Source organism: Burkholderia stagnalis (genome assembly GCF_902830275.1).
In the GTDB taxonomy this organism is placed as follows: Bacteria; Pseudomonadota; Gammaproteobacteria; order Burkholderiales; family Burkholderiaceae; genus Burkholderia; species Burkholderia stagnalis.
The window spans coordinates 58,455-80,444 of the sequence record NZ_CADESW010000028.1 but is presented as its reverse complement, the minus strand read 5'-3'; the positions used below and the strand labels follow the sequence as shown (position 1 = coordinate 80,444).

The following is a 21,990-nucleotide window of genomic DNA, read 5'->3' as shown; positions in this document are numbered from 1 at the left end:
CGCCGCGCCACGCGGCAGCCGCGCGGGCCGCTTACTTCGATGCGAGCCCCATCTCGTCGCGCACCTTGCCGACGTTCTCGCGCGTCGCGAGCATGCCGGTGGTCAGCGTGAGCGGCGCCGGCGCCTTGCCCTGCGTGATCCACGCGTACATCAGCTCGGAGGTTTCCTCGCCGTGGCGCTTCGGGCTGATGATCACGGTGCCGAAGAAGCCGGTGGGCTGCGGTTTCTTGAATTCGTTCAGCGCGGAGTCGGAGCCGCCGATGCCGATGCCGATCATGTCGGCCGACTTGAAGCCGCGCCCTTCGGCCGCGCGCACCGCGCCGAGCACGGCTTCGTCGTTCAGGCCGTACGCGACCCAGTGCTTGAACTGCGGGTTCTTCGTGAGCGCGATGTTGGCCGCGTTGAACGCGTTCTCGGTGTCGGTCTTCGCCTGCGGCGCGGCGATCACGTTCGCCTTCGGGAAGCCCGCGGCGACGAGCGCGTCGGTCGCGCCGCTCGTGCGGTCGTGCGCGGTCGGCAGCTGCTCGTAGGTGATGTCGATCGCGCCGACGTCCTTCATGTTCCAGCCGCGCTTCCTGATCTCGGCCGCGATGCCGTCGCCGACCTGCTTGCCGATGTTGTACGCGGAGATGCCCATGTGCGGCACGGCCTCGAGCGGCTTGCCCGCGCCGTCGACGAGGCGGTCGTCCACCGTCATCATCTTCAGCCCGTGCGATTTCGCCTTCGCGACGATGCCGGGCCCGAGCTTCACGTCGGGCGTGCAGATGATGAAGCCCTGCGCCTTCTGCGCGGCGAGGTTGTCGATCGCGCTCATCACCTTCTCGCCGGACGGCGCGCCGATCTTCACGAGCGTGAAGCCTTTGTCCTTCGCGGCGAGCTCCGCGAACTTCCACTCGTCCTGGAACCACGGCTCCTCGGGCTGCTTCACGAGGAAGCCGATCTTGACCGGGTCGGCCGCGTGCGCGAGCGGGTTGCCCATCAGCACCGCGGTTGCGGCGGCGAGCGTGACGAATGTTCTGCGTTTCATCTCCAGTGTCTCCTTGTCTTCATCGATCGGAATACGGCCGCTTATTGGTTTCGATGCAGCGTGCGCGCGGCCGCCGCGCGCTGCGGTCTGTCGATTCGGTGCTGCCAATCCTTCAGTCGTGGTACAGCGCCGCGCGCCCGCCATCGACGGTGATGCAGGTCGCGTTGATGAACGGCGCCTCGTCCGATGCGAGGAACACGGCCGTCATCGCGACTTCGTCCGGCGTGCCGATCCGCTTCATCGGCTGCAGCGCGAGCGTATCGGCCTTGGCGGCGGCCGGGTCCGGTTGCGCGCCCCACCAGTCGCGCGTCAGCTGCGTCTCGATGTAGCCCGGCGCGATCGCGTTCACGCGCACGTTGCGCGCCGCGTATTCGATGCCGAGCGCACGCGTGAGGCCCAGCACGCCGTGCTTCGCGACCGGGTACGGAAAGCAGCCCGGGATGATCCGGAACGCATGCGTCGACGCGATGTTCACGATGCTGCCGCGCCCGCGCTCGACCATGCCCGGCAACACCGCGCGGCAGCCGTGCCACACGCCGTCGAGGTCGACCGCGAAGCAGCGGCGCCAGTCGTCGTCGGTCATCGTCAGCGGATCGCAGAACACGTTGATGCCCGCGTTGTTGACCAGCACGTCCAGCGCGCCGAAGGCCGCTTCGGCCTGCGCGAGCGCGTCGCGCACCGCGTCCTGTTGCGCGACGTCCGCATGCAGCGGCAGCACGTGCGCGTCGTCGATCGCGCCGGCGATCGCGGCGGCGATCGCACTCGCCTGCGGGAGATTGCGATCGACGAGCGCCACCGCCGCGCCTTCGCGCGCAAACGCATGCGCGATCGCGGCGCCGATGCCGCGGCCCGCGCCCGTCACCATCGCGACCTTGCCCGCGAGGCGGCCCATCATGCCGCTCCGCCGCGCGCCGCGCGCAGGCCCGCCACGAACGCGCGCGCGTTCGCCGCGGTCGCGTCGGCGGACTGGCCGGGCCGGTACAGCGCCGAGCCGAGCCCGAAGCCGTTCGCGCCGGCCGCGAGGAACGGCTGCATGTTGTCGGGCGTGACGCCGCCGACCGGGATCAACGGCACCGCGCGATCGATCACCGCGCGCCACGCCTTCACGACGGGCACGCCGAGCTGCTCGGCCGGGAACATCTTCAGCACGTCCGCGCCGTTCGCGAGCGCGGCGAACGCCTCGGTCGGCGTCGCGACGCCGGGCGCGCTCGCGAGGCCGCGCTCGCGCGCGCGGCGGATCACCGCGCCGTCGCTGTGCGGCATCACGATCAGCGCGCCGCCCGCGTCCTGCACGCGATCGACGTATTCGGGGCGCAGCACGGTGCCGGCGCCGACGATCGCGTCGCCGGGCAGCGCGCGGCGCAGCGCGGCAATGCTGTCGAACGGCTCGGGCGAATTGAGCGGCACCTCGACGATGCGCAGGCCCGCTTCATACAGCGCGTGGCCGTGCGCCGCGGCGTCGGCGGGCGTGATGCCGCGCAGGATCGCGATCAGCGGGCACGCGGCGAACGCCTGCATCAGCGCGGCATGCGGCGCGTACGGCGCGGGCAGCGTGAGTTCGGACGACATGAAGGATTTCCCCCCTCGAATGGTTCGGTTCATCGGGCAGCGCAGGCGGGTACGCCATCGGCGCGCACGAGCCCCGCGCGCGCCGCGATCTGCCACAGGCCGCGCTCGGTCGCATGCGCGACGACCCGCGCGTGCGTGCTGCCGAACGCGTGCAGCGCATCGACGTAGCGCGCGCACAGGCGGTCGTCGCCGATCAGCAGCAGCGGCTGGCTCGCGAGCGCGATACCGCGTTCCTCCGCGAGCATCGCGTCGAGCGCGTTCAGCTCATGGCCGATCAGCAGGCCGGACAGGTAGTCGCCCTGCGCGTGCGGCGCGAGCCGGCCGGTCAGGCCCAGCGTGCGGGTGCTGAAGATCGTCGCGAGCATGCCGGCGCGCTGCGCGCCGCGCGCGATCGACACGCCGCGCAGGAACGCCGCGCGGTCCGGCGTCTCGGGCGCGCGCATCGTACGGCCGAGGATCGTGTGATCGCGCAGCACGGCGAACAGCTCGCCCGTCATGTAGGTCTGGAAGCGCTCGATCAGCCCGTCCTTCACCCACGCCCATTTCGCGTGCGTGCCCGGCAATCCGATCAGTAGCCCTGAACGATCGGAATCAAATGAAGCGCCATCGGCGAGTGCGCCGACGATCTGCGTTTCTTCGCCGCGCATCACGTCGGGCAGCTCGCCCGTCGCGATCACGCCCGGCACGATCGACACGACCGCGCCGCGCGCGCTCTCGACCGTCACGAGGCCGGCCGCGAGCGCGTCGGCGCCCGCCGGCGCTTCGACGTACGGCGCCTCGCGCCAGCCCTGCGCGCTGCCGACCATGCCCGCGGCGAGCACCGGCACGCCGGGCGCACGCGCGAGCCAGTCGCCGCACGCGTCCTCGAACGCCTCGTCGAACGCGCGCGCGCCGCCGGCCGGCACGTGCATCACGCCCGCCGCGCGGCTGCGCGTCGCGAGCACGCCGCCGTGCGCGTCGTACAGGTACGCGCGCAGCGACGTGGTGCCCCAGTCGAGCGCGATCAGCGACGGGGCGGCGGTGAAGGTTTCCGGAGCGGTCCCGGTCGAGTTCGTCATCGTTTGATCCTGCGGGTACCCTGCGGCGGGCTCCAGCCCAGTTCCGCGGAAATGGCTCGCGCTTCGCGCTGCACGAGCGGAATCAGTTCGTCCATGCGGTCGTGCGGCATATACGGAATCGTGCTCGCGACCGACACCGCCGCGACGATCGCGCCGGATGCGTCGCGGATCGGCGCCGCGACGCAGCGGATCGACGCTTCGTTTTCCTCGAGATCGAACGTGTAGCCGCCCGCCGCGTAATGCGCCATGCGCTGCAGGAACGCACCGGTGTCGGGCCGGTTGTCGGGCTTGAAATTCACGCCGGCGAGCGCGCGCTTGGCGGCTTCGAACAGCGTGCGCCACGTGTCGGGCTCGAGGTCGAGCATCATCGCCTTGCCGATGCCGGTCGACGCGAGCGGCATCCGGTGGCCGACCCGCGAGCGCATCTCGAGGCCGCGCGTGCCGGGAATCTTGTCGATGTAGAGCACGTCGTCGCCGTCGCGCACGCCGAGATGGATCGTGTCGAGCGTCGCTTCGGCGAGCGCTTCCAGGTGCGGCCGGGCGACGGCCGTCAGCGGCATCTGCTCGAGCGCGATCGTGCCGAGCTCGATCAGCTTCGGGCCGAGCAGGTAGCCGCCCTGCACCTGGCGCAGGTAGCGCGCCTGCACGAGGCTGCTGACGAGACGGTGCGTGGTGCTGCGCGTCGTGCCGAGCGCCGCGCCGATCGAGCGCATGTCGCGCGCGCCGTTCGCGATCGCCTCGAGGATCGCGAGGCCGCGCAGCAGCGTCTGCGTACCGGCCTGCTGCGCGGCGAGGTCGAGCGGCGTGCTGGTCGCGCCGATGCTGTCGGTGAGCGCCGGCGCGTCGTCCACTATCGGACGGCGGCCGTCGAGGGCAAGAGGTACGGGCATCTTGGTCATGGGCGGGCTGCCTTCAACGGAATCGGTGAAGCCGCGGCGCGCGCGCCGGACCGCTGTCCGGCGCCGCGGCGAAGCGGCGGTCGAGGCACCGAGGAATGCGCCCGGCGAACGTCATGGAAAGTGTCTCCGTATGCGTCGGGCGCCACGCGATGCGGGAGTCCGAAGCTTGTCGATGTGCTTCGGATTGTAGGAGCGCACGCATTCGGCTCCAATATTTGAATGCGTTGTCCAGATACTGAGAACAGGCGGCACGAAGCCGCGCGGCAGCGGCGAAATGGGGCCGCGCCCGCATGCTTCGCGGGCCCGTCCCCGTTTTCCGCGCGCGGTGCTTACTGCTGGGTTGCGCTTTGCGTCTGCATGTAGCGCTGCACGTCGCTGAACGACACGCGCCCGCTGCCGGTCGCGTCGATCTGCCGGAAGTGGTTCGCGACATAGCCGAGGCCGGCCGCGCGTGCCTGCGCCTCCGTCACCGTGCCGGTGTTCTGCGTGTCGGCCGCGCGGAACTGCCGCGCGAGCTTGGCGACCACCTGCGCGTGCAGCGCGGCGCCGGTGGTCTGCGTGCCGGCGGTCGGCTTGCGCGCGGCCGGCGGCACGTACGGATCGCCGAGCTGCGCCTGGCGGGCACGCACCGGCGCGGCATCACTCGCCTGCGCGAACGCGGACAGGGATGTGACGAGGCTCCCGCACGCGAGCGCCGCGGCAACGACGATAAATCGCTTCTTCATGTCAGGCTCCAGTCTGGAATGAGGTCGTCGACACCCGGCCGGCGGCACCCTCGGGCGCGCGCCCGCCGGGTGTCCGTCGCCGGAAACGCGCATGGCGTCACTGCGCGGCCGCGTTGTAGAAAGTCACCAGGTCGGCTTTCTCCTGCGGGCGCGACGTATCGTCGAGATAGACCATGTGTCCACCCTGATAGTCCCTGATCGTCAGGTTCCGCTGCGACCCGAGCCGCGCGAGATCGAGCTCCGTCTGGTAGAACGGCGTCGCGATGTCGTGGTACCCGTTCAGCGACAGGATCTTCAGCGCCGGATTCAGCGTCAGCGCAGCGGCAAGATCGGGAATCGTGTCGGGCATCGCGAGGCCGTCGTGGCTCCAGTCCCACGTCTGGATCGCATTGCTGCTTACAGAATAGGCCGATTGCGCCGAGTACTTCAGCTCGTTCGGCAGATAGCGGCCGATCGTGTCGGTGAACGGCTTCGTGATGAACGAGCTCGACGGATCGCCGTCCGCCGCGAGCGGGCTCGACAGCGGCACGTTCACGCGCGCGTCGTAGCGGCCGATCAGCGTGCCCGGGATCAGCGACAGCTGGTAGCTGTTGTCGTAGAAGGTCGGGATCACGTTGAAGTCGGCATGCCACAGCGACGTCTTCGCGCCCGTCGCGTTCGCCATCGTCGTGACGAGGCCGCTCGACGGCTGCGCATGGCTCGCCAGGTACGCGTTCACCGCGGGCACGTAGGTGCCGGCCGTCAGCAGGCGCATCTGGTCCGCGTACTGCGGCAGGTTCGACGGGTTCGGGTTGTCGAGCTGGTAATACGCGCCGACCGCGCCGTAGCTCGGCACGAAGCCCGCGCAGCTGATCGGGCTCGAGCCGTTGTTCGAGTTGCCGACGTTGTTGCTCGCCATGTCGCAGTTCGCGTTGTAGTCGAGGATCGACGACTGCAGCACGATGCCGGCGAGATTCACGCCGGCCGACTCGAGCAGGTTCGCGAGCACATCGGTGCGCGGCGTGCCGTACGATTCGCCGAACAGGTACTTCGGCGACGCGCCGCGCTGGTTCACGGCCAGGTAGCGGACCACGAAGTCGCGGAACGCGCCGCCGTCCTGGTCGACGCCCCAGAAGCTCTGGTTCGTGTTCGGCGCGATCGCTTCCGAGAAGCCCGTGCCGATCGCATCGACGAACACGAGATCGGTCGTGTCGAGCAGGCTCTCCGCGTTGTCGACGAACGGGAACGACGCGTTGTTCGCGTTCGGGTCGCCGGTCTGGATGCGCCGCGGGCCGAACGAGCCGAGATGCAGCCACACCGACGCGGAACCCGGGCCGCCGTTGTACAGGAACGTGACCGGCCGGTTCGCCGCGGGCTGGTTGTCGGCCGTATAGGCGACGTAGAAGAACGACGCTTCCGGCGCGCCTGTCTGCGGGTTGCGCGCGGTCAGGTGGCCGGCGGTGGCGGTGTAGCTGATCGTCTTGCCGTTCAGCGTGATCTGGTGATGCGTGACGGCCGCGCGTTCGAGCGCGGCCGACGCGGCGAGCGACGCGCCCGGACTCGAGGAATAGCGGTTGGGATCGTTGTACGGCTTGTCCGCCCGGGCGGCGGGATCGGCTGAGCTGTCGGCGCTGGTGGCACCGGAGGCCGACGTAATGTCGTCTCCGTTGCACGCCGCCAGGATCAGCGAAGAGAGAACCACACCAACCAACAGCTTCGCTTTGCTCGCTGGCATCGTTGCTTTCCTTCTCTCGAATGTTGTCGTGTCGAGCAGCCGGATAGGCCGCCCCCCGCCTCGCATGCGCGGCCGATAGGCCGAGGCGCCGGCCAATATACGCGACGTGCCCGGCTTTGAAAAACTTGGAAATATTCGAAGGAAATGCAGCGTGACGGGCAGCTTTCAGAAATGATTCGAATCCCGAAACATCGAATTTCACGCGCCTTTCAGCGATCCGCGTGTTTATCCGGTTCGGCTAAAAAGCGACGCCTTTCGGCCCGCATCGACGCGACGATGCGCATCGGACCCAGGCATTGGCCACGAAATCGAAATAGACGGATTCATCTAAATAATGCGGGCACGATGCGCCGCAGCATGCGTGCACCGCCGCGCGGGAATCATGCCGCAGCGACGGAACCGGCAATGCGCCGAACGGCGCGCCGGGCGCTCACTCCGATTGCGGCAGCGCGGCCGCGCCCATCCGGCGTGCGATCACCGCCGCGCGCTGCGCCTGGTACGCGGTGCCGCGATGCGCGTCGAAATAGCGCGGCTTCGGCAGCATCACCGCGAGGCGCGCGGATTGCCACGCGCCGAGCCGGCTGGCCGGGATCCGGTAGTAGTAGCGCGCGGCCGCTTCGGCGCCATACACGCCCCGCCCCCATTCGACGGAATTCAGATAGATCTCGAAGATCCGCTCCTTGTCGAGCAGCGTCTCGAGCATCCACGTGATGATCAGCTCCTGCCCCTTGCGGATGTAGCTCTTCTCGCGCGACAGGAACAGGTTGCGCGCGAGCTGCTGCGTGATCGTCGAGCCGCCGGCGACGATGCGCCCGCGCATCTTGTTCTTCTCCCACGCCTGCAGGATCGCGTCGACGTCGTAGCCGTTGTTGGTGGCGAAGGTCGCGTCCTCCGACGCGATCAGCGCGCGCTTCAGGTTGCGCGAGATCTGGTCGTACGGCACCCACTGGTGCTGGATGCGCGCGGGCGGCGTGTCGCGCGACAGCCACCACGCGTCGGTGCGCATGAACGCGGTCGAGCCGGGGTTCACGACCGACCACAGCGCGATCTGCGCGAAATAGAACAGCTGCGTCGCGAGCCACGCGCCCGCCAATACGGAACCCGCGTAGACGAGCCAGCGCGCCGGGCCGACCGCCCGCTCGCGCCGCTGCGTACCGCTCACCGCGACCACCTGCCGCCGGCTCCGCTCAGTGCGCGGCGAGCGCCTGGCGCAGCGCGGCGAGCACCGGCGCGCCGTCCGGCCGCACGCCGCGCCAGATGAAGAACGATTCGGCCGCCTGCTCGACGAGCATGCCGAGCCCGTCCGCCGTGCGCGCGCCGAGCGACGCCGCATGCTGCATGAACACGGTCGGCTGCGCGCCGTACATCATGTCGTACGCGAGCGTGCCCGGCCCGAAGGCGGCCGGGTCGCAATCCGGCAGCGCCGCGTCGAGGCTGCCCGCGGTCGCGTTGACGATCACGTCGTACGGCTGCGCGCGCACCGTGTCCGGGCCGCCGCCCGCCAGCGTGCAGCCCGCGTCGTGCGCGGCCTGCGTGAACTGGCCGATGAGCGCTTCCGCCTTGCTCGCGGTGCGGTTCACGATCGTGATCGACAGCGGCGCGCGCTCGAGCATCGGCAGCACGACGCCGCGCGCGGCGCCGCCGGCGCCCAGCAGCAGGATGCGCGTGCCGGCAAGACGCACGCCGAGGTTCGTCTCGATGTCGCGCACGAGGCCGACGCCGTCGGTGTTGTCGCCATGAATGCCGCCGTCGGCGTCGAAGCGCAGCGTATTCACCGCGCCCGCGGCCGCCGCGCGCGGCGACAGCGTGTCGGCGAGCGCATGCGCGTCGAGCTTGAACGGCACCGTCACGTTCGCGCCGCAGCCGCCTTCGGCGATGAATTCGCGCACGGCCGCCTCGAACCCGCCGACCGGCGCGAGCCGGTGTTCGTACACGACCGGCTCGCCGGTCTGCGCGGCGAACCGCGCATGAATGAACGGCGACTTGCTGTGCGCCACCGGGTTACCGAACACGACGTAGCGGTCCGGCCCGCTCGCCGACGCGGCCGAAGTCATGATGCGCGCTCCTCCTCGTTGCCGTTGTTTTCCGCGGCGCCGTCGCTGCCGCCTGCGCCGGCATCGGCTTCGGCTCCAGCCTCGGCCAGCGCCTCGGCCTCGGCTTCCGCCGACGCGTCGCCCGCGTCGAGCAGCACGTCGTCGCCGCCCTCGCCGTCTTCCTCCTCCTCGCCCGCTTCGCCGCCCGACACGACCGGCGCGTCGAGCACGTTGAGCAGCCGCACCGATGCCTCGATCGTCAGCTCGTCGATCGACATCACGTCGAGCAGCACGCGCGTGCCGCGCGCATGCACGCCGAGCGCCGGCACGTGCAGCAGCAGCGGCACGTCCTCGAGACGCACGAGGTCACCCTTCACGACGCTCGCGACGACCTGCTTCTTGCCTTCCTGCTGGAGCCAGCGCAGGCACCAGAAATATTCCATCCGGCGCTGGTAGTCGGCGTATGCGGAATAGGTGTCGTCGAAGCCCTGCACGACCGCGTACAGATCGGCATCCTTCGGCTTGAACGGCGCGGCGAGCTTCGCGGTGACGCCGTGCTGCACGCATGCGAGCAGCTGCCACTGGTTGACGAGGTCGACGTAGCGGCGCAGCGGCGACGTGCTCCACGCGTACTGCGGCACGCCGAGGCCTTCGTGCGGCGCGGCCGTCGTCTGCATCCGCGTGCGCTTCGGGCCCGGCGCGCCGAAGCCGCGCTGCGAGCGATAGATGCCCGGCACCGTGTGGTCGTGCAGGAACGCGCCCCATGTCGAGTTCGCGAGGATCGCGAGCTCCGACACGATCAGGTCGAGCGGCGAGCCGCGCCGGCGCGGCGTGATCGTCACGCGTTCGCCGTCGACGTAGAAGTTGTAGTCGGTGTTGCGCTGCACTTCGCGCTTCAGGCCGTAGCCCGCGCGCGCCAGCTGGCGCTTCTCGAACAGCGCCTGCGCGAGCGGCCACAGCACCGCGATGTCGTCCTTGTGCGGATAGTCGCCGCTGCCGTCGGCGAGCGTCTCCTCGGTGACGAGCTCGTCGAGCGTGTTGTGGCGCAGGTTGTTCTTCACGAACACGAGTTCGGCGCGCGTCTCGTTCGCGACGATCTCCTGAGTTTCGCGGTTCACGATGATGTACAGCGACAGCGCCGGGCGATAGTCGCCCTCCTTCAGCGTGAACACGTCGACGACGTCGTCCGGCAGCATCGTGATCTTGTCGCCGGGCATGTACACGGTCGACAGGCGCGTGCGCGCGATCGCGTCGACCGCGTCGCCGCGCGCGATGCCCAGCGCCGGCGCCGCGATGTGCACGCCGATCCGCACGCGGCCGTCGCTCAGGTGCTCGACCGAGAACGCGTCGTCGATTTCGGTCGTCGTGACGTCGTCGATCGAGAACGCCGAGACGTCCGCGCGCGGCAGGTCGTCCGGCAGCGCACCGACGCTGACCGGCGGAAAGCCGGTGCCGTGCGGGAAGAATTCGGCGAGGAAGCGCGCCTCGTGCAGCGCGCGCGCGGACGCGATGCCGCCGCAGTCGAGCATCAGCCGCGCCGGCGACACGCCGCGCGCGCCGGCCGCCGCCTCGAGCGCCTTGTATTCGATCGCGTTCTTGTCCGGGCGCGTGAGCAGCGCGAGCACCTTGCCGTCGAACGCTTCCGGCAGCTTGCCGGCCTTCAGCTCCTCTTCGTACTGCGCCTGCACGAGCGCCTGCTGGCGCTTGCGCTCGAGCGACGCGAGCGCCATCTTCAGCTGCTCTTCCGGCGCGCGCTGATACTGGCCGCGCCCCTTGCGGCGGAAATACACGGGCGAGCCATGCAGGCGCAGCACGAGCGCCGCGCGCTCGACCGGGCCGTAGGTCGTGCCGAAGTATTCGTCGGCGAGCGCCGTATACGCGAATTCCTCCGCCGGCGCGCATTCCCACAGGAAATCCAGGTCGATCTGCTGCGCGGCCGCGTCGGCCTCCTGCATCAGTTCGCTCGCGGCCGGCTTCTCGAATTCGATCAGCACGTCCTTCGCGCGCACCTTGGCGCGCCGCCCGCCGGGCAACTCGACCTGAAACGCGTCGCCCTGGCGCGACAGCACGCTGCCCGCCTTGAAACTGCCCGATTCCTCGAAGAAAACGTTCACTCAGTACTCTCGTTCAGACTGCCGGGCGCCGCCGTCGGCCGGCGGCGCCGCGTGATGATGGGGGTTCGATGGCCTGCGGCCGGTTTATGTCGCCTTGGCGTCGCAAAATGCGAGAACGTCGTCGATATAGTCGGCAAATTCGCTGATCCCGTGATCGCTGCCTTCGATCACGCGGGTTTTCGCACCGGGGTAATGGGCGAGCATCTCGCGATAATCGAGCACTTCGTCACCGGTCGCCGCGAACAGATAGTAGCGCTCGGGGCGCGTGATCGCCGGCACGCGCAGCGCGTCGAGCTCGTGCAGGTGATGCCGCTCGACGACGATCGTGCCGCCGCCGTGCCACAGCGGCTGCTCGCCGAGATACTGCTCGAGGTCGCGCTGCGGCTCGGTGGCCGGATTCAGCACCACCGCCTTCCAGCCGTGCCGCTCGGCGAGCCACGTCGCGTAATAGCCGCCGAGCGAGCTGCCGATCACGGTCACGTCGCGCGCGCCCGCCACTTCGGCTTCGGCCGCCGCGATCGCCGCGAGCGGCGACATCGACAGCGACGGGCAGCGCCATTCGCCGGCGCGGCCCAGTTCGGCCATGCGCGCGGCGAGCAGCTGCGACTTCGCCGACTGCGGCGACGAGCGGAAACCGTGCAGGTAAAGGATCACGCGTGGCTCCCGCCGAGCGCGTCGAGCAGCTTCTGGTGCACGCCGCCGAAACCGCCGTTGCTCATCACGAGCACATGGTCGCCCGGCCGCGCGGCCGCCGTGACCGCCTTCACCAGCAGATGGAGATCGTCGAACGCGTGCGCCTTGTCGCCGAGCGGCGCGAGCGCCTCGCCGAGGTTCCAGCCGAGCGCGTCGCGGCCGGCCGGCGCGCCGTAGCCGAACACGAGGTCGGCATCGGCGAGGCTCGCCGGCAGCTGCGACTTCATCACGCCGAGCTTCATCGTGTTCGAACGCGGCTCGAGCACGGCGAGGATGCGGGTGTTTTGCCGGCCGATACGCGCGCGAAGGCCGGCGATCGTAGTATCGATCGCGGTCGGGTGATGCGCGAAGTCGTCGTATACAGTCACGCCGTTCACGCTGCCGCGCACTTCCATGCGGCGCTTCACGTTGCGGAACGACGCGAGCGACGCGGCGGCCTGGGCCGGCGGCACGCCGACGTGGCGCGCGGCGGCGATCGCCGCGAGCGCGTTCATCCGGTTGTGCTCGCCCTGCACCTGCCACGCAACTTCGCCGAAGCGCTCGCCGCGCCAGTACACCGCGAAACGCTCGTCGGCCGGCACGCCGTCCTCGGCAGGCAGCGCCTGCCAGCCGCCGTCGACGCCGAAGCGCTCGACCTCGCTCCAGCAGCCGCGCGCGAGCACGCGCTCGAGCGCGTCTTCGCGGCCGTTGCTGACGAGCCGCCCGACGCCCGGCACGGTGCGCACGAGATGGTGGAATTGCGTCTCGATCGCGGCGAGATCCGGGAAGATGTCGGCGTGATCGAATTCGAGATTGTTCAGCACCGCGGTGCGCGGCCGGTAGTGGACGAACTTCGAACGCTTGTCGAAGAACGCGGTGTCGTATTCGTCCGCCTCGATCACGAAAAAGCTCGAATCGGTGAGCCGCGCGGACACGCCGAAGTTCAGCGGCACGCCGCCGATCAGGAAGCCCGGGTTCAGGCCGGCGTCCTCGAGCAGCCATGCGAGCATCGACGACGTGGTCGTCTTGCCGTGCGTGCCCGCGACCGCGAGCACCCACTTGCCTGCCAGCACGTGCTCGCCGAGCCACTGCGGACCCGACGTGTACGGCAGGCCGCGATCGAGGATCGCCTCCATCAGCGGGTTGCCGCGCGTCACGACGTTGCCGATCACGAACAGGTCCGGCTTCAGGTCGATCTGCTCTGCGCCGTAGCCTTCGATCAGCCGGATGCCCTGCGCCTCGAGCTGCGTGCTCATCGGCGGATAGACGCCCGCGTCGCAGCCGGTGACCGTGTGCCCCGCCGCGCGCGCGAGAACGGCCAGACCGCCCATGAAGGTGCCGCAGATGCCAAGAATGTGGATGTGCATAGGTGAATGCTTTCGCGCCGCCGGGCGCCGTCGATTCGGAAAGGATGGGTCTGCAGTGCGCCGGACAGGCCGCGCGGCCGGCGCTCGTCACCGCGACACAAAGGACGCCATTGTAACTGACGGCATGCCGGGCCCGGCGGCCCGCGCGACCGAAGCGGGCCGCGCCGGCGGCCCGGGCGGCAAGCGGCCGCACCGCCGATCGGGCGCGGCGGCGATCGAGTATGATTGCCGCATCATGTCTCGCAAACCCTTAGTCGACCCGCGGCGCGTCCGCGAGGAAATTGCCCAGGCCGCCGCGCGCCTCATCGCGGAGGATGGCCTGGACTACGCCGGCGCGAAGCGCAAGGCCGCGCGCCAGCTGCTCGGCGATGTGCGCGTTGCCGGCGAATGGCTGCCGGATAACGACCAGATCGAAGAGGAACTGCGCGAGTACCTGGCGCTGTTCCAGAGCGACACGCAACCGGACGAGCTGCGCCGCCTGCGCGAGGTGGCGCTCGACTGGATGCGCCGGCTCGCCGATTTCAATCCGTACGTGACGGGCGCGGTGCTGAACGGCACCGCAAACGCGCATTCGGACATCCACCTGCAGATCTTTACCGACAATGCGAAGGACGTCGCGATCCACCTGCTGAACCAGAACATCCAGTACGACGTGTCCGAAACCCGACACTTCGCGGGCCGCGGCGACATCGAGACGCTGAGCTTCCTCTGGCGCGGCCTGCGCGACGCGGAGCCGGTCGGCATCCACGTCTCGCTGTACGCGAGCGACGACCTGCGCGGCGCGGTGAAGGCCGACGCGCGCGGCCGGCTGCCGCGCGCCGATGCGGCCGCGCTGCGCGCGTTGCTCGCGGCGGGCGACTCCCCTTCCGAATCCACTTGATCCGATGATGAACACGAAACGCATGCTGGCGCTCGCCGTCGTGGCGGCCGCCGCCGTCGCGGGCGGCCTCGCCGCCGGCCACTGGTTCCGGGGCGGCCCGGTCGAGAACGTCGCCGAAGCCGCGCCCGCCGCCGGCAACCCGGTCGACCAGCTATGGGCCGCCGCGCTGACCGACGCCGACGGCAAGCCGGCGACGCTGAGCGCATTCAAGGGCCAGAAGGTCGTCGTCAATTTCTGGGCGTCGTGGTGCGGCCCGTGCGTCGAGGAGATGCCGGAGCTCGTCGCGCTGTCGCACGAATACAAGCAGAAAGGCATCCGCTTCGTCGGGATCGGCGTCGATTCGGGCCAGAACGTGAAGAACTTCCTGCAAAAGGTGAAGGTCGACTACCCGGTGTTCGTCAGCGGTTATGCGGGCGCCGATCTGGCCCGCAATTTTGGAAATACGGCCGGCGCGCTGCCTTTTACCGTCGTGATCGACGAACATGGCAAAATCCGCGAAACGAAGCTCGGCCAAATCCAGCCGGCGGAGCTGAAAAAGACGCTCGACGCCCTTTGAGCGCGCTGAAGAACGTGTTGCACGTTGCCGGCGATTTGGATCGCGATCGCGGCAACTTCGCGTGAATTCGCCGATACTTTGCAAGCACGCCGGTAATTCTTACGGATGCCGCGCGCCCGGCCATTCGGCGAAACTAGACAAATTTCTCTAAATAGCGCTAAAGTTCGCGCAATTCCGCAGAAATAGAAGCGACCATGACACGATTGCTGGTGCTGCACGGCCCCAACCTGAACCTTCTCGGCACCCGGGAACCGGAGGTGTACGGCCGCGTGACGCTCGCACAGATCGATCAGGCGCTCGCCGCGCGGGCACAGGAAGCGGGTGTCGAGCTGACGTCGTTCCAGAGCAACCACGAAGGCGCGCTCGTCGACCGCATCCAGGCTGCGCGGGATGAACAGACCGATTTCATCCTGATCAATCCGGCCGCGTACACGCACACGAGCGTCGCGATCCGGGACGCGCTCGCCGGCGTCGGCATTCCGTTCGTCGAGGTTCACCTGTCGAACGTGCACCGCCGCGAAGCGTTCAGGCACCACTCCTACTTTTCCGACCAGGCCGAAGGCGTCATCTGCGGGCTCGGCTGGAAAGGTTATCTGTACGCGCTCGAATACGCGCTCGACAAACTGCAAGGCGCGTCGCGCGGCTGATTTTCGCGATCTAGATTGAGCGCCGGTCCGAACCGGCGCTTTCACGTATTGAAAGGGGAATTCCCGATGGATCTTCGTAAGCTGAAAACTCTGATCGACCTCGTCTCCGAATCCGGCATCTCCGAGCTGGAAGTGACGGAAGGCGAAGGCAAGGTGCGTATCGTCAAGAACGCGCCGCCGGTCTATGTGCAGCCGACGGGCGGGTACGCCCCGCAGATCAGCATGCCCGCGCAGACGGTGGCGCTGCCGACCGAGGGCGCGGCCGCTGCCGCGCCGGGCGCCGCAGCGGCTCCCGCAGCAGCCGCGCCGCAGGGCCACGTCGTGACGTCGCCGATGGTCGGCACGTTCTACCGCGCGCCGTCGCCGGGTGCCGACCCGTTCGCGCAGGTCGGCGACACGGTCAAGGAAGGCCAGACGCTCTGCATCATCGAAGCGATGAAGCTCCTCAACGAGATCGAGTCCGACAAGGCCGGCGTGATCAAGGAAATCCTCGTCGAGAACGGCCAGGCCGTCGAATACGGCCAGCCGCTTTTCGTGATCGGCTAAAGTCCGCCGCGCGGCCGCAGCGCCGCGCGCCGCCGATGCTCTCCAGGCGCCATTCGTGCGCCCCTCGAAGAGACGAATACTCGCTATGTTTGAAAAAATCCTCATTGCCAACCGCGGTGAAATCGCGCTGCGCATTCAGCGCGCGTGCCGCGAGCTCGGCGTCAAGACGGTGGTCGTCTACTCGGAAGCCGACAAGGAAGCCAAGTACGTGCGCCTCGCGGACGAAGCCGTCTGCATCGGCCCGGCCCCGTCGAACCTGAGCTACCTGAACATGCCGGCGCTGATCAGCGCCGCGGAAGTCACCGATGCCGAGGCGATCCACCCCGGCTACGGCTTCCTGTCGGAGAACGCCGATTTCGCCGAACGCGTCGAGCAATCGGGCTTCACGTTCATCGGCCCGCGCCCGGAGACGATCCGCCTGATGGGCGACAAGGTCACCGCGAAGCAGACGATGATCAAGACCGGCGTGCCGTGCGTGCCGGGTTCGGAAGGCGCGTTGCCGGACGATCCGAAGGAGATCGTGAAGATTGCGCGCTCGATCGGCTATCCGGTCATCATCAAGGCCGCGGGCGGCGGCGGCGGCCGCGGGATGCGCGTCGTGCACACCGAGGCCGCGCTCGTCAACGCGGTCAACATGACCCGCGAGGAAGCCGGCCGTGCGTTCGGCAACCCGCAGGTGTACATGGAGAAGTTCCTCGAGAACCCGCGCCACATCGAGATCCAGGTGCTGTCCGACGCGCACAAGAATGCGCTGTGGCTCGGCGAGCGCGATTGCTCGATGCAGCGCCGCCACCAGAAGGTGATCGAGGAAGCGCCGGCGCCCGGCATTCCGCGCCGCCTGATCGACCGGATCGGCGACCGCTGCGCGGATGCCTGCAAGAAGATGGGCTACCTCGGTGCGGGCACGTTCGAATTCCTGTACGAAAACGGCGAGTTCTACTTCATCGAGATGAACACGCGCGTGCAGGTCGAGCACCCCGTGTCGGAGCTGATCACGGGCGTCGACATCGTGCAGGAGCAGATCCGCATCGCGGCCGGCGAGAAGCTCACGCTGCGCCAGCGCGACATCCAGTTCCGCGGACATGCGATCGAATGCCGGATCAACGCCGAAGATCCGTTCAAATTCACGCCGTCGCCGGGCCGGATCACGTCGTGGCATACGCCGGGCGGCCCGGGCGTGCGCGTCGACTCGCATGCGTACAATGGCTATTTCGTGCCGCCGAACTATGATTCGATGATCGGCAAGCTGATCACCTACGGCGCGACCCGCGAGCAGGCAATCAGCCGGATGCGCATCGCGCTGTCGGAGATGGTCGTCGAAGGCATCCAGACCAACATCCCGCTGCACCGCGAGCTGATGATCGACTCGAAGTTCGTCGAAGGCGGCACCAGCATCCACTACCTCGAAAACCGGCTCGCGCAGAAGCAGCAGGTCGCACCGGAAGAAGCGTAATCGCATGAGCTATCGCGAACTCGTCGTCGAACTGGCCCGGGAGCACGCGGAGGCGCTGTCCGACGCGCTGCTCGAGCTGGGCGCGCTGTCGGTGTCCGTCGAGGATGCCGATGCGGACACGCCCGACGAGCAGCCGCTCTTCGGCGAACCGGGCCTCGTGCCCGATCGCACCGCATGGCAGCACTCGCGCGTGATCGCGCTGCTGCCGCCCGATCACGATCCCGCCGTGCTGCTCGCGGCGGCCGCGAACGAGATCGGGCTCGGCGAAGCGCCGCGCTTCGAGGTGCGCGAAGTCGAGGAACAGGACTGGGTGCGCCTCACGCAATCGCAGTTCGATCCGATTCCGATCGGCGAGCGGATCTGGGTCGTGCCGTCCTGGCACGATGCGCCGGATCCCGACGCGCTCGTGCTCGAACTCGACCCGGGCCTCGCGTTCGGCACCGGCAGCCATCCGACGACGCGGCTCTGCATGGAGTGGCTCGAGCAATCGGTGCAGCCCGGCCAGTCGGTGCTCGACTACGGCTGCGGCTCCGGGATCCTCGCGATCCTGGCGCGCAAATGCGGGGCGAACCCCGTGATCGGCATCGACATCGATCCGCAGGCGGTCGAATCGGCGCGCCTGAACAGCGAACGCAACCACGCGGACGTCACGTACGGGCTGCCGGACGAGTGCCCGGCAGGCGAATTCGACATCGTCGTCGCCAACATCCTGTCGAATCCGCTGAAGCTGATGGCGTCGATGCTCGCGTCGAAGGTGAAACCGGGCGGGCGCATCGCGCTGTCGGGCGTGCTCGCGCGCCAGGCGGACGAAGTCGCGGCCGTCTACGTGCGCTACGTCGACATCTCGGTCTGGCGCGAACACGAAGGTTGGGTATGCCTCGCCGGAACCCGCCGCGAAAGCCATTAGAATAGCGCTGTCCTTCACTCTGGCCAGCAGGCCGCCCGGCTCGACATGCTTCTCGCGACGCGCTGCCCTCATTGCAATACCGTCTTCCGCCTGCAGCAGGAACAGCTCGCGCTGCATGGCGGGCTGGTGCGTTGCGGGCATTGCCGGCACGTGTTCGATGCGGCGGACTCGCTGGTCCGCGAGCATGCGCCGCAGCGTGAATCGGCGCTTGCGGGAGAAAGCGGTGCCGCATCGGGAAGCGCGGCTGGCAAGGGTGTCGTAGACGTGCCGGCGGTTGCCTCGGCTGTTGCCGAAGCGACCGTCGCGCAAGCGCCTGCTGCAGAGGCGCATGGTGACGAGGCGCCTGCCGTCGAAAAGCGCGCTGCCGACACGCTTGTTCCCGATGCACCCGCTGCCGACGTCAACATGGCGGAAGCGCCCGCTGTCGAAGCGCCCGTTGCCGACACGCATATTCCTGAAGCCGCTGCCGCCGATACGCACGCAGCCGAAGCGCCTGCGGTCGACGTGCCTGTAGCAGGCGCACCGGCTTCCGAAGCCGCTGCTGCCAAAGCGCATGTGGCCGAAGCATCTGCAGTCGAAGTGCCTGGCGCCGGCGCACCGGCTTCCGAAGCCGCTGTCGCCGAAGCGCACGTGGCCGAAGCGTCTGCAGTCGAAGCGCCTGTTGCCGGCGCACCCGCTTCCGAAGCCGCTGCTGCCGAAGCGCATCTGGCCGAAGCACCCGCAGTCGAAGTGCCTGTTGCCGGCGCACATGCTTCCGAAGCCGCTGCCACCGAAGCGCATGTGGCCGAAGCGTCTGCAGACGAAGCGCCTATAACCGGCGCACATGCGCCCGATACCGCTGCCGCCGACTCGCACGCAACCGAGGCCCCCGCTGTCGAAGCGCATGTTGCCGAAGCGCCTTCCGGCCACGCGACCGCTGCCGACATGCATGCACCGAAAGGTTCGGCCGACGAAGCGTTCGCTGACGCTCGCGTTGCCGAAGCCCCTGCCGCCAAAGTCACGCCTGACGCCGCGCGCAGTGCCGAAGCGTCGGCCTTCGCGGCAACCGCTGCCGAAGCGCCGACCGCCGAAGCCCACGTCGCCGCCACCGCGCACGAGGCAGCCCTGCCCCGGCTGTTCGTCGACAGCGCGAGCAGCGCGCACCCCGCGCACGCGGACTTCCGTCCGGACCACTGGGACATGTGGGCACCGTGGCTCGACGGCAACGTCGATCCGTCGCTGCAGCATAGCGGCAGCAATATCAGCGCCGAGCCCCTCGTGCCCGTCACGCTGCCCGACGGAAACTCGCCCGACGCCAAACCAGGCGCGGTCCGCCTGACCGGCACACCGCAATCGTCCCCCGCTTTCCCGGCAGCGGCAGCGGCGTCCGCCGCCGCCCGGCCGGCTGCTCCGGCGCAACGCGCCGACGAACTCGCACCGCCGGCGTCGACTGCCCTGCCCCCCGCGCATGACAAGCACGAGCCGCGCCTCGCCGCCGACGCGCCGCTCGACAGCGCCCACGAACACGCGCCGTTTGCCGCGGCACGCGACACGCACGAGCCCCGCTTCGTAGCCGACCCGCAACCCGCTCCAGACGATACCGCCGACACCGGCGCCCGCACCGCTCGCGAACCGGGCTTCGCCGCCGGCACACCAAACGAACAGTTCTCGGCCCTCCCCGCGGACGACGACCGTCCCCCATTTGCCGTCACGCGCGAAGCCCGCGCGCCGCAACGACGCGGCCTGCTCGGCGGCTTCTTCGGCGGCCTGGTGGCCGCCGTGCTCGGCGTACTGCTGGCCGGCCAGCTCGCGTGGTGGCAGCGCGAGACGGTGATGATCTACTGGCCGATCACGCAAGGCTGGTTCCAGCGCATCTGCGCGCCGCTCGGCTGCACCGTCGCGCCGCCGCGCGCGATCGACGGGCTGCGGCTCGAAGCGACCGACCTGCACCAGCTCGACGGCCCGCGCGTGCTCGAGCTGAAGGCGCCGCTGACGAACCGCTACCGCGTCGCACTCGCGTATCCGTCGCTCGAGCTGACGCTGCTCGACGACACCAACCACGTTACCGTCCGCCGCGTGCTCGCGCCGCGCGATTACGTCCGGCCCGGCACGCGAATCGACGCGGGGCTGCCGGCCGGCGCAACGCAGACGATGGTCGTCCGCGTCGAGACGAACGGTACGCCCGCCTCGAATTTCCGCGTCCAGATCTTCTATCCGTGACGCCCCGCGGCGCGCAGATGCGCGCCCGTCTCAACCCCGCGCGTCCTGGCGACGCGCTATTTCGGAGCACGAACATGAGCAAAGTTACGCTGGGTGGCAACCCGATCGAAATCGCCGGCACGTTCCCGGCCGTCGGTTCGCAGGCCCCCGACTTCTCGCTGGTCGGCAAGGATCTCGCCGACCTGACGCTTGCCAGCTTCGCCGGCAAGCGCAAGGTGCTGAACATCGTGCCGAGCCTCGATACCCCGACCTGCGCGACGTCGACCCGCAAGTTCAACGAAGCCGCGTCGTCGCTCGACAACACCGTCGTGATCGTCGTGTCGGCCGACCTGCCGTTCGCGGCGACCCGCTTCTGCACGACCGAAGGCCTCGCGAACGTGCTGACCGCATCGACGTTCCGCACCGGCCGCGCGTTCGCGAACGCGTACGGCGTCGACGTGACGAGCGGCCCGCTGAACGGCCTGACCGCACGCGCCGTCGTCGTGCTCGACGCGCAGGACAAGGTGCTGCACGCGCAGCTCGTGGGCGAGATCAAGGACGAGCCGAACTACGACGCCGCGCTCGCTGCGCTGAAGTAAGCCTTTTTCCCGCTTTCCCTTGTCGCGCCGCGCCTTTTTCGCGCGGCGCTGTCACGCAGGGTCCCTCATTTCTACAGGAACGCACACCTTGGCTACGCTGATTTGCGGCTCGATCGCCTACGACTCCATCATGACCTTCGAAGGGCGGTTCCGCGAGCACATCCTGCCCGACCAGGTGCACCTCATCAACCTGAGCTTCCTCGTGCCGACGATGCGTCGCGAATTCGGCGGCTGCGCGGGCAACATCGCCTATGCGCTGCATCTGCTCGGCGGCGACGCACGGATGATGGGCACGCTCGGCGCGCTCGACGCACAACCGTATCTCGAGCGCCTCGACCGGCTCGGCCTGCGCCGCGACCACGTTCGCGTGCTGCCCGAGATGCACTCGGCGCACGCGATGATCACGACCGATCTCGACAACAACCAGATCGCGGCGTTTCACCCGGGCGCGATGATGCAGTCGCACCTGAACCACGCGGGCGACGCACCGGACATCACGCTCGCCATCGTCGGCCCGGACGGCTTCGACGGGATGGTGCAGCATACGGAGGAACTCGCGAAGGCCGGCGTGCCGTTCGTGTTCGATCCGGGCCAGGGCCTGCCGCTGTTCGACGGCGCGACGCTGCGCCGCAGCATTGAACTTGCGACCTACGTTGCGGTCAACGACTACGAGGCCAAGCTGGTGAGCGACAAGACGGGATGGTCCGAAGACGAAATCGCCAGCCGGGTCGACGCGCTCGTCATCACGCGTGGCGAGCATGGCGCGACAATCCGCCACAAGCAGGGCGTGGAGCAGATTCCCGTCGTGCCGGCCGAGCGGATCGCCGATCCGACGGGCTGTGGCGATGCTTTTCGCGGCGGTCTGCTGTACGGGATCGAAAAGGGCCTCGACTGGGCGACCACGGGGCGCCTGGCCAGCCTGATGGGTTCGATCAAGATCGCCCACCAGGGGCCGCAATCCTACTCGCTGACTCGCGCCGAGATCGACGCACGCTTCGAGGCTGCCTTTGGCTACAGCCTCAAATGAACACTGTGGGAGAGCAGAA

Annotated in this window: 20 protein-coding genes and 2 pseudogenes; 10 read left to right on the top strand and 12 right to left on the bottom strand. The window is 68.9% G+C overall.

The genetic code is table 11. The annotated features are described in order from the left end of the window. Window positions 1-31: 31 nt before the first annotated feature. The 12 genes from HWY45_RS32755 to mpl all read right to left on the bottom strand — a co-directional run bounded on the left by HWY45_RS32755 (window position 32) and on the right by mpl (window position 13,178). Window positions 32-1,027 carry an arabinose ABC transporter substrate-binding protein gene (locus HWY45_RS32755; RefSeq protein WP_059809249.1) on the bottom strand — a complete coding sequence of 332 codons (996 nt, stop codon included), beginning with the start codon at window positions 1,025-1,027 and terminating at the stop codon, window positions 32-34. A gap of 112 nt (window positions 1,028-1,139) precedes the next feature. Continuing rightward, on the bottom strand, window positions 1,140-1,919 hold the full coding sequence (locus HWY45_RS32750; RefSeq protein ID WP_059878789.1) for an SDR family oxidoreductase: 780 nt from the start codon (window positions 1,917-1,919) through the stop codon (window positions 1,140-1,142). Further along, the gene (locus HWY45_RS32745; protein ID WP_059564552.1) at window positions 1,919-2,596 is read right to left on the bottom strand and encodes a 2-dehydro-3-deoxy-6-phosphogalactonate aldolase; all 678 of its coding nucleotides are present in this window, start codon (window positions 2,594-2,596) and stop codon (window positions 1,919-1,921) included. Before HWY45_RS32745 ends, HWY45_RS32750 begins: the two co-directional genes overlap by 1 nt. A 29-nt stretch (window positions 2,597-2,625) precedes the next feature. Next, window positions 2,626-3,654, bottom strand: coding sequence for a 2-dehydro-3-deoxygalactonokinase (locus HWY45_RS32740; RefSeq protein ID WP_059878749.1), 1,029 nt, complete (start codon window positions 3,652-3,654; stop codon window positions 2,626-2,628). Further along, window positions 3,651-4,553: an IclR family transcriptional regulator gene (locus HWY45_RS32735; RefSeq protein WP_059564554.1), complete on the bottom strand. Its 903-nt coding sequence runs from the start codon at window positions 4,551-4,553 to the stop codon at window positions 3,651-3,653. The genes HWY45_RS32740 and HWY45_RS32735 overlap by 4 nt, the downstream gene beginning before the upstream one ends. A gap of 329 nt (window positions 4,554-4,882) precedes the next feature. Next, complete coding sequence (locus HWY45_RS32730) at window positions 4,883-5,278, bottom strand: EF-hand domain-containing protein (protein ID WP_059878745.1); 396 nt, start codon at window positions 5,276-5,278, stop codon at window positions 4,883-4,885. A 97-nt stretch (window positions 5,279-5,375) separates the two neighbouring features. Further along, window positions 5,376-6,992: a S10 family peptidase gene (locus HWY45_RS32725; RefSeq protein ID WP_059878742.1), complete on the bottom strand. Its 1,617-nt coding sequence runs from the start codon at window positions 6,990-6,992 to the stop codon at window positions 5,376-5,378. Between the two features lie 430 nt (window positions 6,993-7,422). After that, window positions 7,423-8,163 carry a monofunctional biosynthetic peptidoglycan transglycosylase gene (gene mtgA, locus HWY45_RS32720; protein WP_059564557.1) on the bottom strand — a complete coding sequence of 247 codons (741 nt, stop codon included), beginning with the start codon at window positions 8,161-8,163 and terminating at the stop codon, window positions 7,423-7,425. 16 nt (window positions 8,164-8,179) lie between these two features. Then, entirely contained in the window at window positions 8,180-9,046 is an 867-nt protein-coding gene (aroE, locus tag HWY45_RS32715; protein ID WP_059878739.1) for a shikimate dehydrogenase, read from the bottom strand. After that, window positions 9,043-11,139 (bottom strand): RNB domain-containing ribonuclease, encoded by a 2,097-nt coding sequence (locus HWY45_RS32710; RefSeq protein ID WP_059878736.1) that lies wholly within the window; start codon window positions 11,137-11,139, stop codon window positions 9,043-9,045. Before HWY45_RS32710 ends, aroE begins: the two co-directional genes overlap by 4 nt. A gap of 84 nt (window positions 11,140-11,223) precedes the next feature. Further along, complete coding sequence (locus HWY45_RS32705; RefSeq protein ID WP_059878732.1) at window positions 11,224-11,793, bottom strand: YqiA/YcfP family alpha/beta fold hydrolase; 570 nt, start codon at window positions 11,791-11,793, stop codon at window positions 11,224-11,226. Then, window positions 11,790-13,178, bottom strand: coding sequence for a UDP-N-acetylmuramate:L-alanyl-gamma-D-glutamyl-meso-diaminopimelate ligase (gene mpl / locus HWY45_RS32700; RefSeq protein WP_059809225.1), 1,389 nt, complete (start codon window positions 13,176-13,178; stop codon window positions 11,790-11,792). The genes HWY45_RS32705 and mpl overlap by 4 nt, the downstream gene beginning before the upstream one ends. Window positions 13,179-13,413: 235 nt before the next feature. Between mpl and HWY45_RS32695 the strand changes: the two genes are divergently transcribed. From HWY45_RS32695 to HWY45_RS32655, 10 genes and pseudogenes are all read left to right on the top strand, one after another. Then, window positions 13,414-14,058: a hypothetical protein gene (locus HWY45_RS32695; protein WP_059809222.1), complete on the top strand. Its 645-nt coding sequence runs from the start codon at window positions 13,414-13,416 to the stop codon at window positions 14,056-14,058. A gap of 7 nt (window positions 14,059-14,065) precedes the next feature. Beyond that, a complete protein-coding gene (locus HWY45_RS32690; RefSeq protein ID WP_059564613.1) occupies window positions 14,066-14,614 on the top strand; it encodes a TlpA family protein disulfide reductase in 549 nt (182 codons plus the stop codon). 194 nt (window positions 14,615-14,808) lie between these two features. Further along, a complete protein-coding gene (aroQ, locus tag HWY45_RS32685) occupies window positions 14,809-15,261 on the top strand; it encodes a type II 3-dehydroquinate dehydratase (RefSeq protein WP_059809219.1) in 453 nt (150 codons plus the stop codon). A 66-nt stretch (window positions 15,262-15,327) separates the two neighbouring features. After that, entirely contained in the window at window positions 15,328-15,807 is a 480-nt protein-coding gene (accB, locus tag HWY45_RS32680; protein WP_059564562.1) for an acetyl-CoA carboxylase biotin carboxyl carrier protein, read from the top strand. An 85-nt stretch (window positions 15,808-15,892) separates the two neighbouring features. After that, on the top strand, window positions 15,893-17,260 hold the full coding sequence (gene accC / locus HWY45_RS32675; protein ID WP_059564563.1) for an acetyl-CoA carboxylase biotin carboxylase subunit: 1,368 nt from the start codon (window positions 15,893-15,895) through the stop codon (window positions 17,258-17,260). A 4-nt stretch (window positions 17,261-17,264) separates the two neighbouring features. Then, a complete protein-coding gene (prmA, locus tag HWY45_RS32670) occupies window positions 17,265-18,167 on the top strand; it encodes a 50S ribosomal protein L11 methyltransferase (protein ID WP_059878730.1) in 903 nt (300 codons plus the stop codon). Between the two features lie 45 nt (window positions 18,168-18,212). Next, window positions 18,213-18,344 (top strand): annotated as a pseudogene (locus HWY45_RS37525) (MJ0042-type zinc finger domain-containing protein); the annotation flags it as partial. Between the two features lie 1,428 nt (window positions 18,345-19,772). Then, window positions 19,773-20,366: pseudogene (locus HWY45_RS37520) on the top strand (DUF3426 domain-containing protein); the annotation flags it as partial. Between the two features lie 74 nt (window positions 20,367-20,440). After that, window positions 20,441-20,944, top strand: coding sequence for a thiol peroxidase (gene tpx, locus HWY45_RS32660; protein ID WP_059564614.1), 504 nt, complete (start codon window positions 20,441-20,443; stop codon window positions 20,942-20,944). Between the two features lie 88 nt (window positions 20,945-21,032). Beyond that, window positions 21,033-21,971: a carbohydrate kinase family protein gene (locus HWY45_RS32655; protein WP_059809209.1), complete on the top strand. Its 939-nt coding sequence runs from the start codon at window positions 21,033-21,035 to the stop codon at window positions 21,969-21,971. The last annotated feature ends 19 nt before the right edge of the window (window positions 21,972-21,990 follow it).

Excerpts from the sequence above, each read along its gene's own strand:
- HWY45_RS32755 (WP_059809249.1), bottom strand. The coding sequence starts at position 1,027 with ATGAAACGCAGAACATTCGTCACGCTCGCCGCCGCAACCGCGGTGCTG.
- HWY45_RS32750 (WP_059878789.1), bottom strand. The coding sequence starts at position 1,919 with ATGGGCCGCCTCGCGGGCAAGGTCGCGATGGTGACGGGCGCGGGCCGC.
- HWY45_RS32745 (WP_059564552.1), bottom strand. The coding sequence starts at position 2,596 with ATGTCGTCCGAACTCACGCTGCCCGCGCCGTACGCGCCGCATGCCGCG.
- HWY45_RS32740 (WP_059878749.1), bottom strand. The coding sequence starts at position 3,654 with ATGACGAACTCGACCGGGACCGCTCCGGAAACCTTCACCGCCGCCCCG.
- HWY45_RS32735 (WP_059564554.1), bottom strand. The coding sequence starts at position 4,553 with ATGACCAAGATGCCCGTACCTCTTGCCCTCGACGGCCGCCGTCCGATA.
- HWY45_RS32730 (WP_059878745.1), bottom strand. The coding sequence starts at position 5,278 with ATGAAGAAGCGATTTATCGTCGTTGCCGCGGCGCTCGCGTGCGGGAGC.
- HWY45_RS32725 (WP_059878742.1), bottom strand. The coding sequence starts at position 6,992 with ATGCCAGCGAGCAAAGCGAAGCTGTTGGTTGGTGTGGTTCTCTCTTCG.
- aroE (WP_059878739.1), bottom strand. The coding sequence starts at position 9,046 with ATGACTTCGGCCGCGTCGGCGAGCGGGCCGGACCGCTACGTCGTGTTC.
- mpl (WP_059809225.1), bottom strand. The coding sequence starts at position 13,178 with ATGCACATCCACATTCTTGGCATCTGCGGCACCTTCATGGGCGGTCTG.
- HWY45_RS32695 (WP_059809222.1), top strand. The coding sequence starts at position 13,414 with ATGTCTCGCAAACCCTTAGTCGACCCGCGGCGCGTCCGCGAGGAAATT.
- HWY45_RS32690 (WP_059564613.1), top strand. The coding sequence starts at position 14,066 with ATGAACACGAAACGCATGCTGGCGCTCGCCGTCGTGGCGGCCGCCGCC.
- aroQ (WP_059809219.1), top strand. The coding sequence starts at position 14,809 with ATGACACGATTGCTGGTGCTGCACGGCCCCAACCTGAACCTTCTCGGC.
- accB (WP_059564562.1), top strand. The coding sequence starts at position 15,328 with ATGGATCTTCGTAAGCTGAAAACTCTGATCGACCTCGTCTCCGAATCC.
- accC (WP_059564563.1), top strand. The coding sequence starts at position 15,893 with ATGTTTGAAAAAATCCTCATTGCCAACCGCGGTGAAATCGCGCTGCGC.
- prmA (WP_059878730.1), top strand. The coding sequence starts at position 17,265 with ATGAGCTATCGCGAACTCGTCGTCGAACTGGCCCGGGAGCACGCGGAG.
- tpx (WP_059564614.1), top strand. The coding sequence starts at position 20,441 with ATGAGCAAAGTTACGCTGGGTGGCAACCCGATCGAAATCGCCGGCACG.